Raw genomic sequence first — 19315 nt, 5'->3', positions numbered from 1 at the left:
GAAAACTGCCGGTGCACATACTTCGGTGACGACCCGCGCCGCTCGCGAGGCTCTGTCGGCTGGCAGGTCAACGACTGCGGACACGATGAAGTTCTACCTCTCGGACGACTGCGGGGTGATAGGGGAGGTTACTGATTCGACGTGCGCGACGATCCTGTCGGCCAGCGGCGATGAGATCGCCCGTGCCACCAGGGCAAGCCAGGTCACCTGGTCAGCGGCTGCGAGGTCAGCAGTGGCCGAATGACGGAGCGGACCCAGCGGCAGTGCGGGGGCCGCGTCGGCCTCGCTGGAGGGGGGTGCGCCATGAAGCCGGGATGCTAGTGCCGCACGGATGATGACGGCCTCCACCAGGGCGGTCTGCTGCTCACCGAGGAGGCCGCTCTCCTGCGCAGCGTCATGTGCTACCCCAGCGACTGCCGTTGACATCCAGGGCCGCAGGGTGGCGTAGCCGTCGAGAATCTCCACGGTGATCCTGACCCGTCGCATGGAGGCGTTCCGGGCGATCGATAGAGCGCCGCGTACACAAGACGGCGGCGGTAGTAGCGCGATCTCGGGCAACACGGCATGGATCCGCGCCCACAACGGGTACAGCCGGTAGTAGTCCCGAAATGCTGCGACCCCGACCCACAGCCGGTCTAACCCCACGCGAGGACCCCAGGAAGGGATCGTCGATCCGATCAGGACCAGCAGAATCGACGTGCTGAACGTCAGTACTACCACTGCGTCCGTGATCAGTGCCCAGCCTGGAGACCTGTTTCCCATGCCAACGGCCACGAGCTTGGCGACCACATATGCGAGGCCCCACAGAGAGCCAGCCGTGATCATCCGGAGGCCGAAGCGCAAGAGCGGACGGTGGGCGATGCTGGCGTAGCGGTTCGCCAGAACCACTACTTGTGTCAGTGACCAGCCGAGGTACGCCAGATACACGAACAGGTACGTCAGGTGCACGAAGTGGAAGGGCGGGTGGAAGGGCTCGCCGGAGTAATCGTTGGCACGTACCCGCGGATTGGAGGGACTGACTTCCGTGGGCGTCACGACAAACATTATGATCATGACGGCGATAGTTAGGGCCAGAGTAATGGTCAGCCGTCGCACCCGTCGTTGGGTGCTGATGTCGCCGCTGGTCATGTAGAGCAGGAATGCTTGTGCCGCGGTGGCGCACACGAGCGAGAGACAGTTCGACGTCAGTCGAGTGATGTCTGGGATCCCGAACAGTTGGTCGACCGTTGGCATGAGCGGCTGCAGGGTCATTGAGACGGTGATCGTGATTAGGGCAAGGCACAGTGCGCGAAGAGGGCGGTTGCTTCGGTCCCGTGCCAAGTCGCGCAATTTGTAGAGGCTCATACCCCAGCAGATGAGCGTCACGGCGATCATGATGCCGCGAGCGAGGCTCAACATCAGGCAACCCGGCCTTCCAGCGTCGCCACCAGCCTGGCGGAGACTCGGGGATCGGCCGGCGCGGAGGTCGGAATCGTGGACCATGATTCGGCGCGTTGCACAACTACCGTCCCGAAGACCTCTGCACGGCGCTCGATCGGCTCGTCATAGGTAAGCCGCGCCAGTGCGATCTCGGGCACAGACGGATCCACCGACGGCATGAGCATGGCCGCGAGACATTCGAGGTCGCTAGGGGTGGCGATGTTGTCGAACATCATGTGGCCGTATTCGTGGCCGATGATGAGGCTCTGCCGCACCTTGCTGGCGTTGGCATCGTAGAAGACGTAGTCGGCAAACTCGCCTGCCACCCAGAGGCCATGAGGTGCAAGGGCCGGCAGGTGTCGGGGGATGAGGTGCACCTGTCGTTGACGGCGGCACTCGATCCGGTCGTGAAGCTGCGCGAAGGTAAAAGTGGAGGACAGATCGAGCGCGGAGAGAAGCTGCGTCGCTTGATGCCGCAGGTGGCTCACACTGCTATCGCGATGACGTCGCATCGATTTCCCTGATCATCGGGATCCGGCATGAAATGGCTCGGTGGCGAGGTGTCGGCGGTCTCACTGCCCTGCCCTGCCTGGCTGGTACTCGAGAACAGTGGATAGCTGCTCCAGCAAGAGTGTGTGGGCCTCTGGAGGTCGTTTTGGCATCAGCCAGCCGTCGCTCAGTTCCAGCAGGCGGGTCGCGAACACCTCGGCCTCGTGTTCCTCGTGTTGCGTGTAGACAACGCGCTTGAGACTTCGCCGCAGGCTGGCCATGTCGGCTGCACGGAGCGCGTTCCTGATGTCGCGTGCGACAGCTGGGCGACCGATGTGATCGAAGACCATATGACCGATGCCGTGCAGGACGAGATGGTCGCGGTGGAGGCGAGGTGGGGCCGATCCGATCAGGATGTGATCTGTCGTCGCACCTCGGCACCACATGGCGCGAGCGTCTGCCTGGCGCGTCTGGACAACTCGTACGATCAGCGGTCGGCCCCGGGCCCGCTGCAGCTCCGCGCAGAAGTCGTCCACGGTGAAGGGCAGTGAGATCGAGAGGCTGCGCAAGATCCCGTCGCATCGACGAATCTGATGCTTGTACCGCGCTGCAGTCCGATCGTCGTACCACCACCAGCTTTGCAGCCGTACGCAGCCGGCGGTGACCGGCGGTCGGTATCTTGATCGTTTAGAGGCGTCGGTCATCACTGGCGCTGCCGATCGGTGCTCTCCAACCGGCCGCGGGCGGCTGCCTCCAGCCGCTGTACCTGCTCGATCATTGCGACAACTGCCGCATGTCCCTCAGGCGATAGCCGCGCGTCTACCAGGCGCATGGCCACCTGCTTGATGTGGGGATCGGCCAAGGCCTGTGCGAGTGGGTGCTCGTGTTGATCCTCTGAGGCCTCAGCAAAAAAGGTGGGCGGCTGCCCAAAGAAGGCTGCAATGGCGTCAACAACCGAGCGTCGCGGGTCGGGCGATCGACCCTGCCGGAGGTTGCTCAGGTGGGTGTGGGAGATCTTGCAACCTCGCCGTGTTAGCTCGTTCGCAACGTAACGGACGCTGTAGGGCTTCCCTGCAGGGTCCGTGACGTGGAGAAATAGCCAGTCGAGTCGCTTGGCGAACGTCTCGCCGGCTGAATCGTTGGCCTCGACCATCGGGACTCCTTGCGACTTGGAACACAAGGTTTACACGACGGCCCTCGATGGAATCAAGCATTGACATGACTGCGCACTGTATGCGTAGCATTACAGCCTCTGGCAGCGGGTGTGGCCACGGGGGCTGAAGTGTCATCACCCGCTGCCAGAGCACTCCACCACGGTGGCTGCAGCGCCATTACGACCTGCCGTACTCGACCGCGAACTGGCTGCAGTGATCTCTATGCCGACCTGCGACGGAGCTCGCCTCGCAGACGGCGGCATGGCCATGGCTGGACACCTAGTCAAAGGGGGATGTGTCGTTGTATCAGATCCAACTGATCACGAGCCGGGCCACCGTTGCAGCTCTGGCAATTGCCCTCACCTTGAACTTGGCCGCCTGTACGGCGGGCGACGACGGTGCCCAACCGGGTGCAGGACCAGCCAGTTCGCTATCGGCTCCAAGCGTCGACGCGGAGGACTCTCGTGCGAGAGCATCCACACTGGCCGCGTACCAAGACTACGTCCGGGCCTATGTCACCGCGTCAAACGAGGGCGACTACAACGTACGACTCGACAAGTTCGTCGCCGATCCGGCGCTGCTGACGGTGCGTCAGGACCTGCTGATCAAGTATCAGCAAGGATTCGTAACGAAGGGTGAGCCCACCTCGACGCCCAAGGTGAGCAAGGTCGATACGAGCCGACGACCCTTCACCGCCGAGGTCGAGGACTGCTTCGACACCGGCAGGTGGGACGTGGTGTCCAAGAAGACCGGCAAGTCGGTGCGGACCACGAGACAAGCAACGCGGTATGTCGTGATCGCGAAGGCTGAGCTCTTCGACGACGGCCAGTGGCGGATTCGCGAGGTCAATGCCCAGCGGGAGAGGCCATGCTGAGTCGAGGGGCGCGCATGATCGCGGCTCTGGTCCTGGCGGTCGGCAGCGGCGGTCTTCTCGCGCCGAGAACGGCGTACGCCGACTACGAGCACTGCGACGCCTTGGGCAACTGCTACTGGATCGTCGAGAAACCCGGTGCCGGGGGCGGCGGAAACGACGACGGGGGCGACAACGGCGGAGGCGGCGCTGGTCGGGGCTGCAGCTACGACGGGCAGACCGTGCCGTGTGTCGTCGACGCGCTGGGCGTCTGGGATGGATCCTGCTACGTCAGGCGAGTCCCCCCGCCGCCGGGAGGTCGGGCCGATGGCTACTGGAGCATCCGCACGTGCGGCGTCTACGGCGGCGTCGCCTCGCAGACGCCTGCGACCTGGTCGCCGGATCCACCAGCCGGAATCTTGCCGTCGTACCAGGAGCTCGCGCAACGAGCCATCGCCGAGATGAACCTTGACGGTCCGAGCATCGGAATCGCTCCGCAGACTGACGGCGCCGGGCTGGTTGGTCTGCCGATCTGGCTCTGGAACAGGGTCAGTCCCAACACCTGGGGACCAGTTACGCGGACGGCAGCAGTGCCGGGCCGATCGGTCACCGCCACCGCCCAGGCGCAAAAGATCGTCTGGAGCATGGGCGACGGCAACTCCGTCACCTGCACCAAGCCGGGCACCCCGTATCGACCTTCGTATGGCAATAGGAGATCGCCGGACTGCGGATACGACGGTTACTCCCAGCCGAGCAGCACTCGGCCCGGAGGCCGGTACAGCGTCACGGCCACCACCTCGTGGCTGGTCACCTGGAGCGGCGGAGGCGGCAACAGCGGCTCCCAGACCGTCGACCTGTCCTCCACCGCCACGATCGACATCGACGAACTGCAGGTGATCACCTCATGACCAGCGCACCGGTCAAGTCTTCCCGTGCTGCCTCGCCCGCAGCCACCTCGTACGCCGTTCCCCGCGTCGCGCCGCAACGCCGCTGGCGGCCGGCACTCATCTGGCTGGCGGTGGCATTGGTCGCCGCGGGCGGGCTGATTGCCGCAGCGGTATTGCGCAAGGTCGGCACCACCGCCGAGTACCTGGCCGTGACCAGCACGGTCGAGATGGGCGCCACCATCGACCGGTCAGATCTGAGCACGGTACGCATCACCGCCGATCCGGCCCTCAAGCCGATCAGGGCCAGTGCTGCCGATGAGGTCATCGGGAAGTTCGCGGCGGTCGCGTTGGTGCCCGGCACCTTGCTGACCCGGGCGCAGCTCACCGAGTCCGCCGTACCCGGTCGGGGTGAACAGCTGGTGGGACTCAGCCTGCCGCAGGAACGGATGCCCACCGAGAGAGTCAAGCCCGGCGCTCACCTACTGCTCGTCGTCACCAGCGACGACGGTCCGGTCCCGAACCAACAGCAGACGACGGCCGCGCCGATCAGCATCAGGGCCAGCGTGGTGGACGTGCGAGCAGGAGCCAAGGAGGGGACCACGCTCCTCAACGTCGCAGTCGCCGATCGCGACGGGCCACTCGTTGCTTCCCGCGCAGCGGCCGGCCGTGTCGTCGTCGCCTTGACCACGGCGCGCTGACGTGGCAATCATCGCGATGGTCTCGGCCAAGGGTTCGCCCGGCGTTACCACCACCGCGTTGGCGTGCGCCTTGTCCTGGCATAGGCGCACGGTGTTAGCCGAATGCGACCCGGCTGGCGGCAGCGTCCTGAGCGGCTATCTGTCCAGACTTGAGATCCCGCCTATCGGCCTCCTGCCGCTGGCCGCGGCGGCGCTTCGCGACGAACTCGCCGACACCTTCGCCCACCAGCTCGTCGACCTCGACGCGACGAACCCAGGTCAGCGGCTCGTGCTACCGGGTATCAACGACACGATCCAGGCGGGCACGATCCGGCCGACCTGGGAGCCGCTGACCGCCTTCTTCAGTCAGTTGGAGCGCCACGAGCCCGGCTACGACGTCATCGCCGACTGCGGCCGACTCACCACCAGCGCACCGCCCTGGCCACTGCTGATCCGCGCCGACCTGTTGCTGCTGGTGGTCCGCGCGAGCACCCTGCGCACCATCGCGCCAGCCGTCGGCACGGCAGACATGCTTCGGCGGGAACTTACCCAGTACGGCCAAGGGCCGGGAGCCCTTGCCTTGGTGCTGATTGGTGATGGTCCCTACGGCCGGCGCGACATCGAACAGCGGCTGCAGCTACCCGCGCTGTTTGAGCTCCCCGACGACCGGCGTACAGCCGAGGTGTTGAGCGACGGTGGCGGACGGTTGCGAGGCACCGAGCGCCTGCTCCGGGCCGTCGCCAGTGCAGAGCCGGCGGTACGCGACACAATCGCGCGGCGGCGCGCCCACTTGGCACCTACGTCATCGGAGGGAATTAGCCGTGCCTGACGAGCGCCCACCCAGCGGCTGGTCGGCTGCGGGCGACCGCTTTGGACCGAACAGTCACCGCTGGCCGTCGAACGGCACTCCGGCAGGGTTCAGACCGCGACCCGAGACGTCCGCCGCGGCTGCCCAACAGCCTGCGCCGGTGAGCATCGACTACGCGGCGGTACGGCTGCTGCGCGCCCGAGTGAGCACAGAGCTGACCGTTGCACTTCGGGAGACACCCAACGTCTCCACTGCCCACCGGCACGCCGAAGCGGAGCGCATCGCCGCTCGACTGGTACGCGATCACGTTGACGCGCTGCACCAAGCCGGGCAGCCGGTTTCGCAGGCGGAGGAACACGCACTGCTCGACGCGGTCGCTGCCGACATGTTCGGCCTCGGGCGCCTACAGCAGCTGCTCGATCGCCCAGACATCGTCAACATCCACATCCTCGGCTGCGACAACGTACGAATCGAGCACGACGACGGACGAATCAGTGTCGGCGAGCCAGTCGCCGAGAGCGACAAAGAACTCGTCGACATGTTCCAGGTTCTTGCAATGCGCGCCGGCGCGACCGAGCGTTCGCTGTCCTCCACCAAGCCATGGCTGGACATGCAACTGCCGGACGGGAGCCGCCTCACCGTACTCATGCAGGTGTCGGTGCGTCCGTACGCGGCGATCCGCCGCCACACCCTGATGGACGTCAGCCTGGAGGATCTCCGCGATCGGTACGGCGCCATGGATGACCTGATCTGCCAGTTCCTCAAGGCGGCTATGGCCGCCGGGCTCAACATCATGGTGGCCGGACTGGCCGATGCCGGCAAAACCACCTTGCTGCGAGGGCTGGCCCGCGAAATCCCTGACCGGGAGCAGTTCGTCACCCTGGAAGAGTCCCGCGAGCTCGGCCTGCACGCCACCGGCCGGCACCGGTGGGCGATGAGCCTCGAGTCCCGGGAAGGCCATGGCTCCCGCGGCGCCGACGGTCGACCCGCCGGCGAGGTGACGATCATGGACATGATTCCGCTGACCCTTCGGATGTCCGTGCAGCGGATCATCGTCGGTGAGGTCCGGTCCCGCGAGATCGTGCCGATGCTGCAAGCCATGGCCACCAGTAAGGGGTCACTTTGCACCATCCACGCCCGGCACCCGCGCGCCGTGATGGACCGTGTCATCGAGTTGGCATTGCAGCACGGACCCGAGATGACCGCCGAACTGGCACGGCGGATGGCCGCAGGCGCGATTGACCTGATCGTTTACGTCAGCGTCGAGGACGAGACCAAGCTTGGCGGGCGCAAGCACCGCTACATCTCCGAAGTCCTTGAGGTCGGCGGAATGAGCGGCGACCAGCTCGTCACCACCCAGGTCTTCGGTCCCGGGCCGGACGGACGGGCCGTACCCCGGCACCTACCGGAGCGGCTGCTTGAACCCCTGCTGCGTGTCGGCTACGACCCGCGCCAGCTCAGCCCCTACATCCAGCAGGGAGAGCACAACCACGGCGCGTGGACGGCGGGACTCGACACCCTGCCGAGGCGCCCATGAGCCTGCTCGACCTCGCCGCGGTGCTGGCGGGCATGCTGGCCGTCGCCGGTGCGGTCGTCGGTGTTCTGGGTGTTGTGGGGACGACACGCCCGCCAAGTCCTCCGTCGGCGCTGCACCAGCGGGCCCGACACTGGTGGGCCGGGCCCGGACGCACGCGTCGGGAGCAACGCGTGCACCAGCTCAAAGTTAGTACGGCGATTGGTGCCGGCGCCCTCACCTGGCTGCTGACCGGTTGGCCTGCCGCCGGTGTGATCATCGGCATCGCTGTCCCCGGCATACCGTGGCTGTTCGCCGCCGGCCGCGCGGAGAAGCAGGCGATCGGCCGGCTCGAGGCCGTGGAAGCCTGGACTCGCCGCCTGTCCGACATCGTCGCCCGGGGAATCGGCCTGCAGCAGGCCGTCGTCGCCACCGCTGCGACGGCGCCACAACTCATCGAGCAGCAGGTCCGCGACTTGGCGGCGCGTCTGCAAGGCAGCGCCGACCCGACCGTCGCCCTGCAGCAGATGGCCGACGACCTCGACGACTACACCGCCGATCAGGTCATCGCCCCGCTCATGCTGCACGTCACCGACCGCGGCGAGGGGCTGCACGAGGTGCTGACCGGAATCAGTCGATCCATCGCTGCGGAGATCGAGATGCGATCGACGGTGGATGCAAAACGCGAAGGCCCACGCTTCGCCGTCCGATTTCTGACCGGCATGACCATCCTGTTGCTGGCGTACGGCGTCATCAACCCGCACTATCTGCGGCCGTACGGCAGTGTGCTCGGGCAGCTCGTGTTGCTGTTCCTCGCGGGTCTCTACATCGTGCTCATGGCATCGGTACGCAAGCTCAGCCTGCCGCCCAGGCGGGAGCGCCTTCTGCCCCCGGCTGAAGCGCAGACCTGGACGGCAGCATGACCAACAGCTACCTCACCGCCATGATCCTCGCCGGCACGATGGTCGGGCTGGGCGTGTTCCTGCTGGTCGTACAAATGCTTCCGGCTCCGCCTGCGCTGGGGCCCGCGCTTCGGCGGCTTCATCCGTTGAGCGCCGGAAGCAACACCCCGGCAGGCATCAGCTGGCTCCGCCGGCGGTTCACGGTCCCGTACGCCGACCTGCGGCTGCTGGACCGCAGCACGGATCAGTACTTCCTCACCCTGGGTTTGACGGCGTTGTTCTGCCTCATCCTTCCCGCCCTGATCACCGTCGCGGTTGCGGTGCTGTCCCTGCGAGTCTCCGTGTTCATCCCTGCGGGCGTGACCGTCGCCGCCGCTCTGGCCGGCGCGGTGCTGGCCCACCGTGAAGTCGTGTCCAAGGCCGCGGTCGCACGAGCGGAATTCACCCGGGCCATGTGCACCTACCTGGACCTCGCCGCACACCAGGTCCTTGGTGGCCATGGTCCCGTGGAGTCGCTGGACCGAGCCGCGAGCGTCTGCCACGGCTGGGTCTTCGTCCGCATCCGGGAAGCCTTGCTCAGTGCCCAGCTGCAACTGCGACCACCGTGGGACGAACTGAAGGCACTCGCCCGCGACATCGAGGTCGTTGAGCTGGGCGATCTGGCGGACATCATGCGTACCGCCGGTAGCGAAGGCGCGAATGTCCACCAGACGCTCCGCGCGCGAGCTGACTCGATGCGCGACCGGATACGCACCGAGGCCCTCGCGCAGGCCGAGCTGCGTACCAACAAGCTCGACGTTCCCGCTGCTGCCTTGATCCTCGTGCTCCTCGTCCTCATCGGCTACCCGTTCATGGCCCGTCTGTTCGTCCGCTGACCCGGCACCATCCCTCAAGGAAAGGAGACCGCCATGCTCACCATCCACGGCGTCACCGCCTACCTGGCGACGCGCTGGCAGGAGATGACCGATCCGGCCCAGGCCGACCGTGGTGACAGCCCAGTCGGTACGGCGGTCATCACCGCGATCCTCGTTGCTGGCGCTGTAGTCGTCGCGGGAGCGATCGTGGCTGTGGCCAACGGCTGGGTCGCCCTGATCCCGACCCAGCCATGACCCCGACACGGATCACCGTCTGCCCGCGTCTTATCCGAGGCGGGCGGACGGACCATCAGCTCAGTGATCGCGGCAGCTCACCGGTGGAGTTCGCCATCATCGCGCTGCCGATGATCCTGTTGACCTTCGCCATCATTCAGACCGGGCTGGTCTTCTTCGCTCAGTCGATCGCGCTCGGTGCCGCTACGCAGGGGGTCAACGCCGCCAGGGGCTACCAGTCTTCGGCCGCAGCCGGAGAGACGCGGGCTGGCAACTTCCTGGCGGCGGCCGGCGTAGGCCTGGAGGACCAACAGGTCGTCGTCACCCGATCCGAGAAAGAGGCGCACGTTACCGTTACCGGCCAAGCGATCACGGTGTTACCCGGGCTGAGCTGGACCGTCAGCAAATCCGCCCATGGACCCGTCGAGCGGGCCACAACGCCATGAGTACCCTGCGGACCCACGGTGAACGCGGCTCGGCGAGCATCGAGATGGCCGTGGTGGCACCGGCCGTTCTGGCTCTTCTCGCCGGCGTTGTCATCGGCGGAAGGGTCAACCTCGCTCGGCAGGCGCTCGAAGCCGCTGCCTACGATGCGGCCCGCACCGCATCCCTGGCCCGTAGCGCGAGTCAGGCCCAGACGCAGGCGCTGGGTGCGGCCGCCTCCACGCTCAACGCTCAGGGCCTGAGCTGCGGCGACCTGAGCGTCACGGTCTCCACCGCAGGATTCGGCATTGCCGTCGGCCAACCCGCCACCGTTACCGCCACCGTCAGTTGCACCGCTGCGTTCTCGGACGTCGCGCTACCTGGCCTGCCCGGCAGCGCGGCGCTGACCGCCTCTTTCACGAGCCCGCTGGATACGTATCGGAGCAGAGCTCCCGGGGCCGGGGTTACTGAAGCAAATTCTCGAGCGATGCCTAGTGGCGGGTGATGGGCGTGCAGGTCGGGCTTGGCTCTCAACACTCTGGCGCTGAAGACACTCGTGGTAGTTCCGGCCCGGCCTCGAACAGCATCGGGGCGCGGCTGCGTGCCGACGATGGTCGAGTCACCATCTGGTTCGCAGTCCTCACACCGGCCTTCCTCGCTCTGCTCGGCCTCGTCGTCGACGGGGGAGCCAAGGTGCGCGCATACCAACGCGCGGACAACATCGCAGCTGAAGCGGCCCGGGCGGGCGGACAGGCGATCAGGGCGGGTCAGGCCATCGAGGGTGGTGCCAAGGAGATCGACGCCTCCATGGCCTCAGCCGCCGTCCAGGCGTACCTGGACGACCTCGACGGGGTGGCGGGCAGCGTCACCGTAGACGGCTCTCAACAGCTCACCGTCACGGTCACTGTCACCTACAACCCAATTCTGCTCGACCTCTTCGGCGGGGGAGCCGGCACGACGGCGACCGGTCGGGCGACGGCGACCCTGATCGCGCAGTAGCAGCCGGGAAGGAGCAAACCGTGGCCGCACCAACGACTGGCCGTGGCAGGCAGGCGATCGACGGCATCGGCGCCCTCGTTGTGGTCGCTGTGATCGTCGCTTTGCCTGCCCTCCTCATCTGGGCTGCCGGCAATCCACTGCCAGCCTTGGCCGAGTGGCTTTCGGACGTCGTCGCTGATCCCCCTGCCGCCCTCGCCGAAACCTGGCAGGCGGCCAGCAGGAGGGACGACGGAGGCCTGTTTCTGCAGACGCTGGCGCTGGCCGGCTGGGTCGCCATCCTTCTGGCGGCGTGGACGTGGGTCACCTTCGTGGTCGCTCTGATCACCGAGACGATCGCCCAACTGCAAGGACGACGCACTGGGCGCGTCCCACGTAACGCCGCCCGGATCCCCGGTGGTCGGCTGCAACAGCGTGCTGCTGCGGCGTTGGTTGCTGCCGTCCTTGGTGCGATGGCCACGCCCGCCCTCGCCTCCGCCTCATCAGTGCCCGCGGCCGTTGCCAGTTCCACCATGACCGTATCGAAAGCCACGACGACAGAACCGTCCGCACTCAGCGCGCCGGCCGCGAACCGTGCCGCCGACCGCTACCTCGAGCATCCAGTAAAACGGGGCGAGAGCCTCCTGGATATCGCCGAGGCGTACCACGTGCCCTGGCAGCGCCTTGCGGAAGTAAACCAGGGCCGCACGCAACCGGATGGCCGGCGCCTTCAGCCCGGCAACACCCGTGTGTACGCGGGCTGGACGCTGCGAATTCCGGTGGACGCCTCGTTGGCTGCAACAACCACGATGCAGGCGACACCAGTGGAAACAGCCGGGTCGATGGTCTACGAAGTGGCGCGCGGTGACTGGCTGGCGGGTATCGCTCAACGCTTCCTCGGTGACACCGACCGCTACGCCGAGATCGCAGCGCTCAACCCCGATCTTGAACGACGTGACCACCGATTCCCGAACCACATCGAGCGCGGCTGGCGGGTCATCCTGCCCCGCGATGCCCGCGACCGCGGCTCTGCCGACCATGCCCAGGGCCAGCTCCTGGCCGACGAAGGCACCCAGCCAGCTCCGAGCGCTCCGAAAGCCGAAGGCCAGCCAGACAAACCTCCCCCACCAGACGTCGGCGGGAACCAGCCGAGCGCGACCCCACGAGCGCCGGCTCCCTCGGCGCCACCTCCCGCTCCGGCAGCGCCCCCGCCCACAGCAGCCATCCCATCACCAGCAGGGACGGCCGCGTACCCCGCGGAGTCGAATGATCGGCCCACACCACCGGCCGAGGATGGCGACGCCGACGAGACGGTCGTTCTGGGAACGCTGGCCGGCGCAGGGTTGCTCTCGGCGCTGCTACTCGCCGCTGTGCTACGTCGCCGACACCGCCAACGACAGCACCGTCAGCCGGGCCGCCGGCTACCGCAGCCACGCGGTGGCGCCACGGAACGAGCTCTCCGCGTGGCCGAGCAACCCGCCGACGTCGAGCGGCTCGATCTCGCCCTACGCAGCCTCGCCGCAGCGCTGGCTGAGCGCGAACGGCCCTTGCCGGACATCGCCGCCGCCTGGATCGTCGACAGCGAGGTCACGGTGGTGCTGAGCGAGTCCGACCCAGCACCGCCCGTCCCGTGGATCGTCGACCACAGGAACTGGACGCTGCCGGGCGACGCCATCATCCCGCCCCTCTCCGAGCAGCTTGCCCCGTTGCCTACTCTCGTCGCCGTCGGCTCGCAGCCCGGACGCCACCTGCTGATCGACCTCGAACGTCTCGGCAGCCTCACCATCGCTGGTGATAGCGAACGCACCCTCGCCCTCCTCCGCTACGTTGCCTGCGAGTTGGCCTGCAACGCCTGGTCCGACGAAGTCGAGGTCATCGTCACCGGCTTTCCTGTACCGGAGACCGAGCTGCTCGTCGCCCTCAATCCGGACCGGATACGCGCGGCCTCGTCGGTCGGTGAGGCGGTCACACGGCTTCGGCGCCGTGCCGCAGCCGTGGCCGCCGCCTTACGCGCCAGCGACGCAGCCGACACGTTCGCCGGTCGCATTCTCGACGTCGGTGAAGCCTGGGCACCACAGGTGTTACTCGTCGCCGATCCGGACGCGGACGACCTTGACGTACTCGATGGGTTCGGGAAGGAGCTGCAAGACGCCGGACGATGCGCTGTCGCAGTCGTCAGGACCACCAAAGCCGTCACCGCCGCCGGCCCGCACACCGCGATCATTGACGAGGACGGCCTACTGCACCTGGCCCTCCCGTTCCTGCTCGTCAACGGCGTCGCAGCTGGACTGCCCGTACGAGAGTTGGAACCGCTCGTCGAGATCATGACTCAGGCGCGATCCGTCACGGACGAGCCAACCCCGCAGGCCAATGAGCTGGAACGGTGGGCGGAAGATACCGATGCCGCCGGCTCAGTGCTCGACCGCCTTTTCAGTACGAGCGAGCAGGCCGAGCCGGCGGCGTTGTCATCGGACGGTGCACCGGACGCCACCGGTGAAGCGTCGGTTGCGCCGGACCTCATCGTCTCCGTGCCCCGCATCCAACACGCCCGCGCTGTCGCCACGACCCCACCGCGCGAGGTCACCGCTGCGATCCGCCAGCGCCGCCGCCAAGTCGATCCACAGCTCGACTCTGATCTGCGTGCATGGCGTGAGCAGGACCGGTCTCGGCCCCGGATCGGCATTCTGGGGCAGGTTGTCGTCGACGCGCCCGGACCGGTGCCCGACCAGCGCCGCCGCTTCCACGCGGAACTTATTGTCTATCTCGCCCAGCGCGGCGCTCGTGGAGCCTCCGCAGAGCAGCTCACCGACGCGCTGTGGCCCGATCAGCAGGTCAAGGACGCAAGCCGCCGGGTGGCCATCACCCGTGCACGCCGGTGGCTCGGTGAGGCTGTGGACGGAGCCCCGTGGTTGCCGGAGATGGGGGCCGATCGGCTCTATCGGCTGGCACCGGGCTACCTGCTCGACTGGCACCTGTTTCGTCGACTGCGCAGCCGGGGCGAAAGCCGTGGTCCCGCCGGCGTCAGAGACCTACGAGCCGCGTTGGAACTCGTTCGGGGTGAACCGCTCGAAGGCGCCGACCGCGCGTACGCCACCGGCACCCGCAACCCCTTTACCTGGCTGCCAGAGTCCGATATTTATCCGGGCCACATCGTCTCCGCGGTCGTGGACACCGCCCACGAGCTCGCTGAGCTCTATCTCGACGCGGGCGATCCGGCCGGCGCGCGGTGGGCCGTACAACAAGCGTGGCTGGCTGACCCGGAGCGCGGCGATGACGCGCCCTGGCACGACGTCATGCGCGCCGCACACGCCGACGGCCACACCGCTGAGCTGCGCAATCTCATGGGGGAGTTGATGCGCGTTCGGGAAGCCGAGGTGCCCGAGGATCTAACACCTGTCACCTACGCCCTGCTGCGTGAGCTCATGCCAGACCTGCTCGCCGCGACTAGCGGCACCGGGTAGACCGACGGTATGCGTAAACATGGACGACTCGCAGTGACTATTCGACGACGAGGGATTGAGTGAAATGCCGACATTGAACCAACCTCGCGGGACGGACTACAACGACGCGGCACGGCAGGTAGCGGATCTCCTTGCTCACGATGCCGACGGCATCGCTGCCGCTGGTGCCGTTCAGTTGGCGATCGAGGCGTGGAAGAGCCTCGCCGGGACTGACCTCGCTTGGGATCGCTTCGGCCTGGAGTTGCTCGACATCCGGGCGAGGCTCTATTCGGATCACGATGACGTGGTTGTTGACGCTGAGTCGCCCACCCACGACGACGCTGAGACCCGTCGTGTCGTGGCGGTCTTGCTGGAGCAGCTGGCGCGCCACCACGACCGTCTGGCCGCCGACCATCACGACGACCTGGCTAGCCGGGACCTACACACGGCCGCCGCTCAGCAGCTACGGCGCGCGGTCGCGACCCTGGTATGACGGTTGGCCAGTGGTACGACGAGGCGTACCACTCCTTGCGTAGGGCAGCAGCGCTCATGGGGCGGCGTCCACCGGGTAGTGCCGCCGACGTCAACGCGACCGTCGTTGCCCGATGCGCTGTCTGGGCACAGCTGGCTCGCACCACTGAACTGCTGGCTGGACGCCCGCAACTCGCCGTGTCGAGCCGGGCAGAAGCTTCCACTGTCCTTAGCGGGCAGTGGAAGCCAGCCATCCAGTTGTACTTCGGCCTGCGTGCCGCCGCTGCTGTCGATCGAACGCTCCCGCCTTCTCGCGACACCCCGACTTTGGAGCCGACGCTGTCGCTGCGTCGAGCTGCCGATGCCATCACCGTGATCGGTGACATTCTCGCCAGTCATCTCCCAACGGAGCACCAACCCGGAACGCCGGAAGGGCAGGCGATTCGAGCTGGCGCCGGAGTCCAGTCCGGTCTGGCTGACATAGCGCAACTTGCGCTCAACGCAGTCGCAATCGACATCGCGCTGCCCGGGTGGCTTGATCACACGCACGGCTATCTCGGTGAGATTTACCGGCCGGCCGCGGAAGCGGCCGAGTGGACCAGCGGCAGCGGATTGAGCGCGGTCGCCCGCGAACTGGTCGCACTGGGTAGCGGGCATCCTCGCCTGCGTGGGCTGGACGTCGCCCGTTCTCCCATGTACCCCGTGCCGATGGCCAACAGTGTCGAGGACGCGATCGCGGCCATCAGAGCCGCGCGAACCTGGCTGTGGCAAAACCCAAGGGAGCTGACGGGAGTTCACCTGCAGCTCGGGACTCAACTCGGCCTCGCGATCCATGTGCTCGCCCGCCAGGGTAGGCCGAAAATCACCTCCGAATGGCGGTCGGCGGCGATTGCGGCTGCCGACTTGCGCACGGGCACACCGATGGGGCTAGCCATGGACGCTGGTGGCGAGCTGGCGGAGGCGTTGCGCTGGTTGCGCTCACACGATCAGCGTGATCCTGACCTGCCGCATCCCATCAATGATCAGCAGGGTTTCCGCCTCACCTGGGAACTCCCGTTCCTTGCGGCCGCACTCCACCAAGGGTTGACCAGTGCGTTGGATCGTCGTGACCTGTTCGTCAAGAGTGATGGCGTGCTTGTGCGTCCGGCTGGCTCGTTGGTGTTTCGAGTGGTCAGGAATTGGCGTCCCGCAGTGAGGGGCGACGTCGTCGTTCAAGATCTCACGCACGCATTGCTGCGGGCGCAGGACGATGGCAAGTACAGGAACTGGTCGAGCACAGCCTTCCCCAGCCCGCCACGGCCCAAGGCATCGCTAAGTCAGCCGCCGCCATCGAGAGCGTCGCCTCCCTCCGCGGAGCAGACTCGCCGGCGGACACGGTGATCCTGAGCCAATGATCGCTTATCGCGATGGTCTGACTACTGTAGGCTCGCGTCATCTCGGGGGAGGTCGGTCAATGACGGAAGTTCGTGTCGAGCCGGAGCTGCTGGACAAGGCAGCAAGGGTCGCGGACGATCTCCGCAATCAACTGCAGCGAAGTGCGGCCGATGTGGGCGACGAGACGGACGGGGCCGTGACGGGCTTGCCCGGGTGGCAGACACGTACGGCGCTGGAGCAGCTCCGGTGGTCCTGGTCGGACGATCTGGCAAAGTTGACGAATTACCTGACCGCTCTCGGTGATGGGCTGCGGCTCTGCGCGACGGACTACCGCTACGCGGACGAAGCCAACGCCGCACGGTTCGACATTCGCGGGCGGTGATGAATGATGGTCACCTTCGCCGATTTGAGGGACGCCCGAGTCGGCCCACTGAGATTCGCCGCCCAGGCATGGACCGATCTGGCCCAAGCGTGCGCGAAGCTCGAGCAGCAGTGCGGCGTCGAGCTGACCGGTCCGCTTAGGGGGTCTGGGTGGCAGGGGCCAGCCGCCACGGTGGCCTTTCAGCGGCTGAATGAGCTCGACGACGAGTTCGAGGTCGCGAGCCTGCAGACCCGGACAGCTGCGAGCGTGCTCCGAGGGGCGGCGGAGGACTTCGAAGAGCTACAGCGGCGCCTGGACGCCGCAGTAGACGCTGCTGCCTCGCTGGGCTTGCGCGTCGATGGGACCGGCCGGGTCTCTACCCGGCAGACGGACCGGGGTGACTGGAACGACCCAGACGCGGAACTGCTGCACCGTCGGGATCTGCAGAACGCGCGAATCTACGGCGACCTGATCGTCACGATCGTCCAGGAGGCCACGGAGGCCGACGGCCGGATCGCCCGGGCGCTGGGCCAGTTGAAGGCCAGCATGCCGGGCCAGTACGCGTGGGAGTACAACGAGGCTCGTGACGGTGCCCGCGAGGCTGCGGCCGCCTTGGGGCTCAATGAGTCCGCCATTCCTGCGGCGGGCAGTGACCCGGCAGGTGTACGGAGCTGGTGGAGTGCTCTGTCGGGCGATGAGCGGCAGGTCTACCTGGCGGCGTACCCCGAGCGGTTGGGTGCTCTTGATGGTCTGCCGGCGACGGACCGGGACGCCGCTAACCAGCTGGCGTTGCGGACCTTCATCGGTGACAACGTCAACCAGCGGAGGGGCCTGGACAGCCGCCAGCACGCGGCCGCGCTGATGCTGCTGGACAAGCTGGAAGGTGCCGAGAACGCCGCGCCGGACAAGCGCCTATACCTGTTGTCGCTCGATCCCAGCCGGGATGGGAAGGCTGCGGTCGCCCTCGGAAATCCCGACACTGCGGGGAACACGGCGGTGCTCGTCCCCGGTGTAGGCACGGAGCTCGCGGGGATTCGCGGCCTGATCAACAGGGCAAGTCTCCTGCAGGACACCGCGATCGCGCTCAACCCCGGAGGGCCGCCCGTAGCGGTCGTGGCGTGGCTCGGATACGACACACCATCCGCGGACACCGACATCGTCACGGCGCCCTTCGGCGGAAAGTCCGAGGCGGGCGCGCGAGCGCTCGACGGGTTCGTCGACGGGCTGCGAGCCGCGCACGACGGAAGCCCATCCCACCTGACCGTCATCGGGCACAGCTACGGCTCGACGGTACTGGGCGAGGCGGCCAGCACCGGTAACGGGCTCGCTGCCGACGACATGATCGCCGTCGGAAGCCCTGGGATGCGCGTTGACGCCGCCAGCGAATTGAACGTCGACCCACGGCATGTCTGGGTCGGTGCCGCCAGCGATGACACCCTTGTCGCCCGACCCGAGGAGAACGCCGGCTGGCTCACGGGTGTGCCGCTCGTTGGTGGGTGGCTTGCCGAAGGCGCCGTGGGGATCCACGGGCCAGCGCCCCACGACCCGCAGTTCGGTGCCAACGTCTTCCACGTCGATACCTCGGGACACAGTGGCTACTGGACGCCGAACAGTCAGGCCCTGAACTCACAGGCAGCGGTCATCATCGGCGACTACGACGCCGCCGTACTCGAACAGGGGAAGGCGCCGTGACGGTCCGCACCATCAAGAGGCCCGCGCGCAGGCTGCTCGCCGTCATTGCGCTCACGATGACCTTGACCGCGTGTACGGGTGGCGGTAGCGACCCTCCGGAGAGTAAGGACGAGCCGTTGCAGCAGAAGCCGGTGAACGAGGTGCTTCAGTTGGTTCAGGCGCGAGCCCAGGCGGTCGCCGACCTCGCCGGCAGTCCACTGGAGGGCTGGAGCACCAACACGGTGCCGTGTGAAGGGCGCGGCGGCGAGACCGCCGACGACGGCCGGTGGTACCTCGGCGCCACCGCGAACCTACGGGTGGCGCCGGCCGAGCAGCTCACCACACTGAACCGGGTACGGGACGGGCTGCGGCAGCAGGGCTACGAGATTACCGAGGACCGCAGCTTCGCCGAGGGCACCCGCGGATCGCTTTCGGCTCGTGACCCGAGTACCGCGATCACCGTCAGCCTCACCACGACCAAGGCACTGGATCACGTGGCTGTGGGGCTGCTCAGCGACTGCTACATGCCGGTAGACGGCGAGAGCCCGGCCAATGCCTGACCTGGCACCGGCATCGTTGGGACAGCAGACGAGGGCTCACTTAGCATCGCGTGTCGTAATTGGGCCATCGTCCTCTCCGTCGTGTGTGCGGCGGGCTTGAGGGGTCGCAGCGGCGACGAGTTTCGTTATGGTGTCCAGCCTGGTTCCCGTACACCCGATCGCCCGACCTTGTGGGAGAACATCATGACCGCTGCGTACAGGGGGCAAGCGTGAAACTCCTTCTCGCGTCCGCGCGCAGCACTAAAGGGTCCGC

General features: G+C 67.0%; 21 protein-coding genes. 17 read left to right on the top strand and 4 right to left on the bottom strand.

The window, feature by feature from the left end:
- Positions 1-93 precede the first annotated feature (93 nt).
- The 4 genes from AB0J36_RS01630 to AB0J36_RS01615 form a co-directional block, all read right to left on the bottom strand.
- The gene (locus AB0J36_RS01630) at positions 94-1398 is read right to left on the bottom strand and encodes an MAB_1171c family putative transporter (RefSeq protein WP_363659993.1); all 1305 of its coding nucleotides are present in this window, start codon (positions 1396-1398) and stop codon (positions 94-96) included.
- Entirely contained in the window at positions 1398-1907 is a 510-nt protein-coding gene (locus AB0J36_RS01625; RefSeq protein WP_363659992.1) for a hypothetical protein, read from the bottom strand. The genes AB0J36_RS01630 and AB0J36_RS01625 overlap by 1 nt, the downstream gene beginning before the upstream one ends.
- A gap of 84 nt (positions 1908-1991) precedes the next feature.
- Entirely contained in the window at positions 1992-2612 is a 621-nt protein-coding gene (locus tag AB0J36_RS01620) for a hypothetical protein (RefSeq protein WP_363659991.1), read from the bottom strand.
- Positions 2612-3061: a hypothetical protein gene (locus AB0J36_RS01615; RefSeq protein WP_363659990.1), complete on the bottom strand. Its 450-nt coding sequence runs from the start codon at positions 3059-3061 to the stop codon at positions 2612-2614. The genes AB0J36_RS01620 and AB0J36_RS01615 overlap by 1 nt, the downstream gene beginning before the upstream one ends.
- 302 nt (positions 3062-3363) lie before the next feature.
- Between AB0J36_RS01615 and AB0J36_RS01610 the strand changes: the two genes are divergently transcribed.
- The 17 genes from AB0J36_RS01610 to AB0J36_RS01530 all read left to right on the top strand — a co-directional run bounded on the left by AB0J36_RS01610 (position 3364) and on the right by AB0J36_RS01530 (position 19062).
- A complete protein-coding gene (locus AB0J36_RS01610; protein ID WP_363659989.1) occupies positions 3364-3936 on the top strand; it encodes a hypothetical protein in 573 nt (190 codons plus the stop codon).
- Between the two features lie 14 nt (positions 3937-3950).
- A complete protein-coding gene (locus tag AB0J36_RS01605; RefSeq protein WP_363659988.1) occupies positions 3951-4820 on the top strand; it encodes a hypothetical protein in 870 nt (289 codons plus the stop codon).
- Positions 4817-5497, top strand: a complete 681-nt coding sequence (locus tag AB0J36_RS01600) for an SAF domain-containing protein (RefSeq protein WP_363659987.1) — start codon at positions 4817-4819, stop codon at positions 5495-5497. Before AB0J36_RS01605 ends, AB0J36_RS01600 begins: the two co-directional genes overlap by 4 nt.
- 1 nt (position 5498) lies before the next feature.
- Positions 5499-6305: a ParA family protein gene (locus AB0J36_RS01595; protein ID WP_363659986.1), complete on the top strand. Its 807-nt coding sequence runs from the start codon at positions 5499-5501 to the stop codon at positions 6303-6305.
- A gap of 139 nt (positions 6306-6444) precedes the next feature.
- Positions 6445-7821 carry an ATPase, T2SS/T4P/T4SS family gene (locus AB0J36_RS01590; protein ID WP_363659985.1) on the top strand — a complete coding sequence of 459 codons (1377 nt, stop codon included), beginning with the start codon at positions 6445-6447 and terminating at the stop codon, positions 7819-7821.
- The gene (locus AB0J36_RS01585; RefSeq protein ID WP_363659984.1) at positions 7818-8720 is read left to right on the top strand and encodes a type II secretion system F family protein; all 903 of its coding nucleotides are present in this window, start codon (positions 7818-7820) and stop codon (positions 8718-8720) included. Before AB0J36_RS01590 ends, AB0J36_RS01585 begins: the two co-directional genes overlap by 4 nt.
- The gene (locus AB0J36_RS01580; protein ID WP_363659983.1) at positions 8717-9574 is read left to right on the top strand and encodes a type II secretion system F family protein; all 858 of its coding nucleotides are present in this window, start codon (positions 8717-8719) and stop codon (positions 9572-9574) included. The genes AB0J36_RS01585 and AB0J36_RS01580 overlap by 4 nt, the downstream gene beginning before the upstream one ends.
- A gap of 33 nt (positions 9575-9607) precedes the next feature.
- Positions 9608-9808 carry a hypothetical protein gene (locus AB0J36_RS01575; protein ID WP_363659982.1) on the top strand — a complete coding sequence of 67 codons (201 nt, stop codon included), beginning with the start codon at positions 9608-9610 and terminating at the stop codon, positions 9806-9808.
- Between the two features lie 83 nt (positions 9809-9891).
- Positions 9892-10233: a TadE family protein gene (locus AB0J36_RS01570; RefSeq protein ID WP_363659981.1), complete on the top strand. Its 342-nt coding sequence runs from the start codon at positions 9892-9894 to the stop codon at positions 10231-10233.
- Positions 10230-10715 (top strand): TadE family protein, encoded by a 486-nt coding sequence (locus tag AB0J36_RS01565; RefSeq protein ID WP_363659980.1) that lies wholly within the window; start codon positions 10230-10232, stop codon positions 10713-10715. The genes AB0J36_RS01570 and AB0J36_RS01565 overlap by 4 nt, the downstream gene beginning before the upstream one ends.
- Positions 10715-11209, top strand: a complete 495-nt coding sequence (locus AB0J36_RS01560; protein WP_363659979.1) for a TadE/TadG family type IV pilus assembly protein — start codon at positions 10715-10717, stop codon at positions 11207-11209. The genes AB0J36_RS01565 and AB0J36_RS01560 overlap by 1 nt, the downstream gene beginning before the upstream one ends.
- Positions 11210-11229: 20 nt before the next feature.
- On the top strand, positions 11230-14646 hold the full coding sequence (locus AB0J36_RS01555; protein WP_363659978.1) for a LysM peptidoglycan-binding domain-containing protein: 3417 nt from the start codon (positions 11230-11232) through the stop codon (positions 14644-14646).
- A gap of 64 nt (positions 14647-14710) precedes the next feature.
- Positions 14711-15118, top strand: coding sequence for a hypothetical protein (locus AB0J36_RS01550; protein WP_363659977.1), 408 nt, complete (start codon positions 14711-14713; stop codon positions 15116-15118).
- 56 nt (positions 15119-15174) lie between these two features.
- Positions 15175-16476, top strand: a complete 1302-nt coding sequence (locus AB0J36_RS01545; protein WP_363659976.1) for a hypothetical protein — start codon at positions 15175-15177, stop codon at positions 16474-16476.
- 73 nt (positions 16477-16549) lie between these two features.
- The gene (locus AB0J36_RS01540) at positions 16550-16852 is read left to right on the top strand and encodes a type VII secretion target (RefSeq protein ID WP_363659975.1); all 303 of its coding nucleotides are present in this window, start codon (positions 16550-16552) and stop codon (positions 16850-16852) included.
- A gap of 6 nt (positions 16853-16858) precedes the next feature.
- Positions 16859-18523, top strand: a complete 1665-nt coding sequence (locus AB0J36_RS01535) for an alpha/beta hydrolase (protein WP_363659974.1) — start codon at positions 16859-16861, stop codon at positions 18521-18523.
- Positions 18520-19062 (top strand): hypothetical protein, encoded by a 543-nt coding sequence (locus tag AB0J36_RS01530; protein ID WP_363659973.1) that lies wholly within the window; start codon positions 18520-18522, stop codon positions 19060-19062. The genes AB0J36_RS01535 and AB0J36_RS01530 overlap by 4 nt, the downstream gene beginning before the upstream one ends.
- Positions 19063-19315 lie beyond the last annotated feature (253 nt).

It is taken from the genome of Micromonospora sp. NPDC049662 (assembly GCF_040675055.1).
Lineage (GTDB): Bacteria > Actinomycetota > Actinomycetes > Mycobacteriales > Micromonosporaceae > Micromonospora.
This window is presented reverse-complemented; position numbering and strand designations above follow the sequence as displayed.

Coding starts and splice junctions, on each gene's coding strand:
- AB0J36_RS01600 (WP_363659987.1), top strand. CDS start 4,817: ATGACCAGCGCACCGGTCAAGTCTTCCCGTGCTGCCTCGCCCGCAGCC.
- AB0J36_RS01580 (WP_363659983.1), top strand. CDS start 8,717: ATGACCAACAGCTACCTCACCGCCATGATCCTCGCCGGCACGATGGTC.
- AB0J36_RS01615 (WP_363659990.1), bottom strand. CDS start 3,061: ATGGTCGAGGCCAACGATTCAGCCGGCGAGACGTTCGCCAAGCGACTC.
- AB0J36_RS01630 (WP_363659993.1), bottom strand. CDS start 1,398: ATGTTGAGCCTCGCTCGCGGCATCATGATCGCCGTGACGCTCATCTGC.
- AB0J36_RS01560 (WP_363659979.1), top strand. CDS start 10,715: ATGGGCGTGCAGGTCGGGCTTGGCTCTCAACACTCTGGCGCTGAAGAC.
- AB0J36_RS01605 (WP_363659988.1), top strand. CDS start 3,951: ATGATCGCGGCTCTGGTCCTGGCGGTCGGCAGCGGCGGTCTTCTCGCG.
- AB0J36_RS01550 (WP_363659977.1), top strand. CDS start 14,711: ATGCCGACATTGAACCAACCTCGCGGGACGGACTACAACGACGCGGCA.
- AB0J36_RS01565 (WP_363659980.1), top strand. CDS start 10,230: ATGAGTACCCTGCGGACCCACGGTGAACGCGGCTCGGCGAGCATCGAG.
- AB0J36_RS01620 (WP_363659991.1), bottom strand. CDS start 2,612: ATGACCGACGCCTCTAAACGATCAAGATACCGACCGCCGGTCACCGCC.
- AB0J36_RS01540 (WP_363659975.1), top strand. CDS start 16,550: ATGACGGAAGTTCGTGTCGAGCCGGAGCTGCTGGACAAGGCAGCAAGG.
- AB0J36_RS01545 (WP_363659976.1), top strand. CDS start 15,175: ATGGGGCGGCGTCCACCGGGTAGTGCCGCCGACGTCAACGCGACCGTC.
- AB0J36_RS01535 (WP_363659974.1), top strand. CDS start 16,859: ATGGTCACCTTCGCCGATTTGAGGGACGCCCGAGTCGGCCCACTGAGA.
- AB0J36_RS01575 (WP_363659982.1), top strand. CDS start 9,608: ATGCTCACCATCCACGGCGTCACCGCCTACCTGGCGACGCGCTGGCAG.
- AB0J36_RS01585 (WP_363659984.1), top strand. CDS start 7,818: ATGAGCCTGCTCGACCTCGCCGCGGTGCTGGCGGGCATGCTGGCCGTC.